Below are 6,825 nucleotides of genomic sequence, written 5' to 3' on the forward strand. Positions count from 1 at the left end.
TTGAGTGAATCACGTCAGTAGACGGTCGTCGAGGGCTATCCGCGCACAGGTCTCCGTTATACCATCGGCCATTGAAAATGACCGATGGTATTCCTGACGCGATTTTCTCATGCCTCTGACGAAAATGAGAAATTCGCGTGTATTCGAAGGCCGGGTGCGTCAGCACCTTCGGCCTTTGGTATTAGTCTGGAGAAGACCGATTCGGGATCGCTCGAGGAGACGTCGTTGGTCCGCATCCTCCATACCGCCGATTGGCATCTCGGTCAGACGCTCATGGGCTGGAGCCGTGAGCACGAGCACGAGCGCGCGCTCGCCGCTCTCGTCGAGATCGCGGTGGCGCAGGAGATCGACGCGCTGATCGTCGCCGGCGACGTCTTCGACACGCAGAACCCGTCACCGCGGGCCGAGCGCCTGCTCTACGACACGCTGGTGGCGCTGCGCCGGCGCATCCCGCATCTGACGATGATCGTCACCGCCGGCAATCACGATCCCGCCGGCCGGCTCGAAGCACCGCGACCGGTGCTCTCCGCCCTCGGCATCCATGCGGTCGGCACGGTGGCGCGCACCGCGGAGGGCATCGACCTCGATCGCCATCTCGTCCCCCTCCCCGATCGCGCCGGAGCCGTCGGCGCGCACGTGTTGGTGCTGCCCTACCTCGGACCGGCGTCGCTGCCGCCGATCGATCGCCGCTCGGAGGAGCCGGGATCGCCGGTGGTCCGCGCCGTCCGCAGCTTCCACGACGCGGCGATCGCGGCGGCACGGACGCGCATCGGCGCCGCGTCGTTGGTCGTCACCGGTCACCTCGCCGTCGGCGGCGCGAAGGAATCGGAAGGGGCGGAGCGACGCATCCTGATCGGCGGCGAACACGCCGTTCCGGCCGATCTCTATCCCGCCGATCTCGCCTATGTGGCCCTCGGCCATCTCCACCGGCCGCAGGCGATGGGGCGCGAGACGCTGCGCTACGCCGGCTCGCTCTTCCCTCTGTCGGCGACCGAGCGCGACTACGACCACGGCGTGTCGCTGGTGACGATCGAGGGCGGTTCGACGTCGGTCGAGCATCTCGCGCTGCCGCGGCCGGTGCGATTCCTGCGGCTTCCCGAGCGCGGCACGCTGGCGCCGGAGGAGATCGAAGCCGCCTTCGCCGGGCTCGATCTCCCGCCCGATTTGGCCGTGGAGGAGCGGCCGTGGATCCAACTGGCGCTCCGCCTCGACCTGCCGACCCCCGGCCTCAAGGCAGAGCTGGATCGCGTCGCCGAGGCTTTCCCGATCCGCCTCGTCGGGCATACGATCGAAAGGCCGGAAAGCGATCCGGCAACCGCATCCGTCGAGGCCGACGCCTTCGTCGATCTCGCCGAGCGCGACCCGGAGGAGCTCTTCCGCCTCGCCTTCGCCCGCCGCCACGGCGGCGGTCCGGAGGCCGTGCATCTCGACGCGTTCGCCGAGATCCGAGAGGAGGTGTGAGCGGATGCGCATCCTCGCCGTGCGCGGCCAGAACCTCGCCAGTCTCGCCGAACCTTTCGCCATCGACCTGCGGGCGGAACCGCTGGCCGGCGCCGGCCTCTTCGCCATCACCGGCGAAACCGGGGCGGGCAAATCGACCCTGCTCGACGCCATCTGCCTGGCGCTCTACGGCCGTTTCCCCCGCGTCGCCTCGCTCGGCGCCGACGAGACCATTCCCGACGTCGCCGAGGGCGATGCGCTGAAGGCGCGGGATTCCCGCTCGATCCTCCGGCGCGGTGCGGCGAGCGGCTGGGCCGAGGTCGATTTCGTCGGGGTCGACGGCAACGCCTACCGCGCGCAATGGTCGGCCTATCGCGCCCGCAACAAGCCGGGCGGCCGCCTGCAACCCGCGGCCCGCAAGATCGATCGTCTCGGCCCCGACGGCGAACCGTCGGAGACGATCGCCGACAAGATCGGCACCGCCGACGCCCGTATCGTCGACCTGACCGACCTCACCTTCGAACAGTTCCGCCGCACCGTCCTCCTCGCCCAGGGCGATTTCGACGCCTTCCTGCGCGCCGACGACAACGAACGCGCCGACCTTCTGGAAAAGATCACCGGCACCGAGATCTACGCCCGCCTCTCCGCCCGCGCCTTCGAGAAGGCCCGCGAGGCGCGCGAGGCGGTGGCGCTCTTGGAGGCCCGGCGCCGCGAGATCGGCCTCCTCGACGCGGCGACGCGGAGCGAGCGAACCGCCCATCGCGCCGGCCTCGCCGAACGTCTCGGCGAGGCGCGTGAGCGCAGCGATGCGGCACGCGCCGGTCTCGCCGCCCACGATCGCATCGCCGGAGCCGAGACCCGTCTGGCGGCGGCGGAAGCCGAATGCGCCGCCGCGGAGGCGGATCGCGCGTCGGCGACCGAGGCGCGCGAGCGCATCGACCGCATCGCCCGGGCGCGGGGCCTTACGCCGGCCTTCACCCTTCTCGACGACGCCGAGAAGGACGAAGCCGCCGCGGTTGCGGCGCTGGCCGAGGTCGAGGCTCAACTCGCCGAAGCGACCCCGACGTTCGAGCGTGCCCGCGAAGCCCGCGACACGGCCACGGGTGCGCTCGCCTCCGTCGACGCCCGCATCGCCGACCTCGCTCCCGAGTGGGATGCGGCGGCCAAACTCGACGTGCGGATCGAAGAGGCGCGTCGCGAGGCGGAAGCCGCCGAAACGCCCCGGCGGGCGGCGCTCGAGGCGCGCGACGGCGAACGCGCGCGATTGGAAGAGATGGATGCGCGGCGCCTGGCGCTCGCCACCGAGATCGGTCGGCTCGAGCACGAACTCGCCCGGCTCGCACCGCTGGCGCCGTTGGCCGAGCGTTGGGACGACGTCGAGGCGCGGCTCGCCGACCGCATCGCCACGGCGCGCGAAATCGCCGTCGCCGCGGCGCGCCGAGAGGTCGCCGAGACGAAACTCGCCGGTCTCGCCACGCGCCGGGCCGAACACGACCGCATCGAAAGCGAGAACGCCACGCGACGGGCCGACATCGAGGCGCGTCTCGGCGAACGTCGAGCGGCCCTGGCCGCGATCGCCGAGGCCGAAACCCGCCTTCGCGACGACGCTCTCCTCGCCCTGCGCGGCGAGGTCGCCGCACTCCTTCCCACCGCCGCCGTGCGCCGCGACGCGATCGGCGACGGCGAAACCGCCACATCGGAGGTGGCGGAGACCGCCGCCGAAGCCGACGCGACCGAGACCCGCCGAGGCGAGGTCGAGAACCTTCGCGCCGGCTTGCGAGCCCGGCGCGAAGGTCTGGCGACGGCGGCGGAACTGGCCGACGCGGTCGTCTCGGCCGAGGCGCTCGGCCTCCGCGCCCGGCTCGTCGAGGGCGAACCCTGCCCGGTCTGCGGCGCGCGCGACCACCCGGTCGCGGTCGATCCCACCCTCCTGGCGGCGCTCGAAAAGGTGCGCAGCGAACGCGCCGCCGTCGAGGCGGAGATCGCCGCCTGCGACCGCCTCGCGGCCGACCTCGACGGCGCGCTCGCCGCCGTGAAGGCCCGCCGTCGCGACGCCGAACGACGCGCCGCCATCGCCGCGACCCGACGCGGCGAGGCCGAAGCGACCCTCGCCGAGGCCCTGGCGCGGCTCGCCGCGTCCGTAGCCGCCCTCGCCCTCCCCTTCGCTCTCGAAGCGGCGGCCGAAGATCCCACCGCGGCCCTCGGCGGTCTCGCCGACGAGGTGACGACGGCGCGGGCCGAGACCGGTCGGGCGCTCGCGGCGGCCGACCGGCTGCGCGGCGAGATCGAGGCGCTGCGCCGCGATCTCGAACGGATCGACGCAGAGCGTGAGGCGCGGCGCACCGCGCGCCGCGACGACGAAGCCGACGAGGCGGCGGCGCGCGGCGAGGCGACGGCGGCGGCCGAGACCGAAGCCGGCGCCCGCCGAAGGCTCGCCGATCTCGATGTGCGGCTCACCCCCCTGCTCGCCGGTCTCGGGATAGGCCCCGACGACCTCGATCGCGACGAACAGGCGCTGGTCGACCACATCGCCCGCGGCGTCGACGATCACCGCAGCAAGGCGGCGGCGGTGGCGCGGGCCGCCGACGAGGGAAAGGACCTCGAAAGGGCCCGTCTCGCCGCCCGCGAGGTGTCGATCCGCGCCGAAGAAGCGTTGATCGGCGCCGAAGTGACCCTCGCCGGCCGGCTGGAGGCGGTGGCGCGGCTGGAGGCGGAGCGCGCCGGCCTGCTCGGCGGCATGGCGACGGCGGCCCATCGCGCGGCCGCCGCCGACGCGCGCGCGGACGCGGCGGCGGCGCTCGAGGCGGCCCAACGCCGGCTCACGACGGCGCGCACCGCCCACGAGAGCGCATTGACCCTGCACGGCGAACGCCACGCCGCGCTGATCGAGGCCCTGGATGCGGTCCGCAATCGCGCCCACGGACGCGGCCGGGCGCTGGCCGCTGCCGATCTCGGGCTCGACGAAGCGCGGGCCCTGCTGGCGATCCCCGACGAACGCGTCGAAGCGCTGCGCGCCGAAGTCGCCGCCATCGATCGGCGGGCGACACGGGCGCATGCGGCGCTGGGCGAACGGCGGCGCGACCTCGACGCGGCCCTCGCCGGCGGTCGGCCGAAGAGCGAGCCCGCCGCCCTCGAGGAGGCGCTCGCCGCGGCCCGTGCCGAGACCGAAGCGCTCAACCGAGAGATCGGCGCTCTCGATCAGATGCTCGCCGCCGACGATGCGGCACGGGCGGCGGCCGAAGGGCTCGATCGCGAGATCGAACGCGCCGCCGCGCGACGCGACGTGCTCGGCGCCGTCGACGAGGCGATCGGCTCGCGCGACGGCGACAAGTTCCGCCGCTTCGCCCAGGGCATCACCCTGGACCGACTGACCGAACTCGCCAATCGCCATCTCGCCAGCCTCAATCCGCGTTACCGGCTGGCGCGGGCGGAGGGGCTGGGCCTGACCATCGTCGACCGCGACATGGGCGACGAGGTCCGCTCCACCCGATCGCTGTCGGGCGGCGAGCGGTTCCTCGCGTCGCTGGCGCTGGCGCTGGCGCTCTCCGGGCTCGAAGGGCGGCGGTCCTTCGTCGACACGCTGTTCGTCGACGAGGGCTTCGGCTCGCTCGACGCCGCCACCCTCGACGTCGCCATCGACGCGCTCGAAGGCCTGCAGAGCGAAGGCCGCAAGGTCGGCGTCATCTCCCACGTCGCCGCCATGCACGACCGCATCCCGGTCCAGATCCGCGTCGAAAAGGCCGGCGCCGGCCGCTCACGTGTCCAGGTGGTCGGGGCGGCGTGACACCTTATGCGGATCAGAGTTGTCTGCCGACGACGCTCGGGACGAAAGGGTAGCGAGCACGTGATCGCCGAAACACGTCAGTGGCGGCGCTCCGGTGTATCCGTTTCGACGGCTGCGGTGACCGGACCCGACTTGATCCAGGGCAAACCTCGCGCGGCATTCGCGCCACCTTCGTCATCCAGCGCGCGAAGCTCGATCTGCAGGTCGGTGATCCGACTGAGAAGCCGATCGATTTCCTTGTCCTTGGCGTCGATGACCCGATTCTGTGCGTCGATGACCTGGTGAAGCTCCTTTACGAGCCCTTCGATCAAGTCCCGAATCTTCGACCGTTCCGCATGAAAATGCTCCTGGAAGGATCCGGGTTCCGGGATGTCGCGGCCGAGCCGCCGCATTTCGGCGCACCATTCGATGGTCGCTTTGAGCGCATCGGTGACGGCCTCCTCGGGGGTGGCACCGTCCCCCATACAACCGTAGAGATCGGGAACCTGGGCGACGAAACCGCCGCCGTCTTCCTCGGACAGAGCCGAGACGACGATCGGATAGAAGCTCTCCTTCATCGATCTGTCCCCTTCTCTTTCAGTCGATCGCGCGACGCTCCGACACCGGAGACCTTGCTCTCCTCTGCCGAGTGAGCATCCGCGAGACTTACCAACTTCTTAATATAGACCGGTTTGATAGGGCGAGCATGAGGTATGGGCAAGCCCCCCTCGGCGTGAGGGCTAGGGGTCATGGATTCGAACCGCATCCAGAGCCGGGTCGCAGCGAGGAGCACGGCTGCGAGGTAGTTCGCCGCGAGTTTCTCGTAGCGGGTGGCCACACGCCGGAAGTGCTTTAATTTACAGAAGAACCGCTCGACGAGGTTGCGCTTTCGGTAGAGTTCGCGGTCGACGGATCGCTGCACGCGGCGATCCGAACAGGTCGGGATGTGCGCGGTCCCGCCGAGCGCGGCGACCAGTTCGAGGATGGCTCTGGCGTCGTATCCACGGTCGGCGACGACATCGCCTGCTCTTCGGCCATCGAAGAGGAGGGGAACGGCGGCTTTGTCGGGAGACAGAACGATGCGCACCGGGAGCCTTCGCGCGTCCACCAAGGCGTTGATCTTGGTGCTCAATCCTCCACGAGAACGGCCGATGGCGTGATCCGGGCCCCCCTTTTTCCTCCGGCAGCATGCTGATGGGCTCGGATGATCGAACTGTCGACGAATTCGAGCGATTCCGGCGATCCGGCCGCCAGAGCCTCGAACACGCCGATCCAGATCCCCGCTTTGGCCCATCGGTTGAAGCGGTTGTAGACCGTCGTGTAGGGGCCGTAACGTTCCGGAAGATCGCGCCACGGCACGCCGGTCCGCAACACGAAGAAGATGCCGTTCAGCACCTTCCGGTCATCCAATCGCGGACGACCGTTCTTCTTGCCCTCGGCTCCAGGAAGCAGGGGAGTGACGATCGCCCATTCCTCGTCCGTCAGATCGAAGCGCGCCATCGAACGCCTCCTTTCGGAAGCCTCGAATCAGCCCTCGCAACGCAAGACAAGAGGTTCGGGTACAGAACCACGGCCCTGAACTCGGGTTAACGGGGGTTCCCCCGGCCTTGGGGATCTGATTC

General features: G+C 70.6%; 3 protein-coding genes and 1 pseudogene. 2 read left to right on the forward strand and 2 right to left on the reverse strand.

The features are described 5' to 3' along the window. The first annotated feature begins 225 nt into the window (after positions 1-225). Both V7Q42_RS21040 and V7Q42_RS21045 read left to right on the forward strand, forming a co-directional pair. Positions 226-1,461 (forward strand): exonuclease SbcCD subunit D, encoded by a 1,236-nt coding sequence (locus V7Q42_RS21040; RefSeq protein WP_333826231.1) that lies wholly within the window; start codon positions 226-228, stop codon positions 1,459-1,461. 4 nt (positions 1,462-1,465) lie between these two features. Beyond that, a complete protein-coding gene (locus V7Q42_RS21045; RefSeq protein WP_333826232.1) occupies positions 1,466-5,224 on the forward strand; it encodes an AAA family ATPase in 3,759 nt (1,252 codons plus the stop codon). A gap of 77 nt (positions 5,225-5,301) precedes the next feature. Here V7Q42_RS21045 and V7Q42_RS21050 read toward each other — a convergent pair whose 3' ends face one another. Continuing rightward, on the reverse strand, positions 5,302-5,781 hold the full coding sequence (locus tag V7Q42_RS21050) for a type II toxin-antitoxin system HicB family antitoxin (RefSeq protein ID WP_333826233.1): 480 nt from the start codon (positions 5,779-5,781) through the stop codon (positions 5,302-5,304). 197 nt (positions 5,782-5,978) lie between these two features. Further along, a pseudogene (locus V7Q42_RS21055) lies at positions 5,979-6,703 on the reverse strand (IS5 family transposase); the annotation flags it as partial. Positions 6,704-6,825: the final 122 nt, after the last annotated feature.

Source organism: Pinisolibacter sp., assembly GCF_036782435.1.
In the GTDB taxonomy this organism is placed as follows: domain Bacteria; phylum Pseudomonadota; class Alphaproteobacteria; order Rhizobiales; family Ancalomicrobiaceae; genus CALBKH01.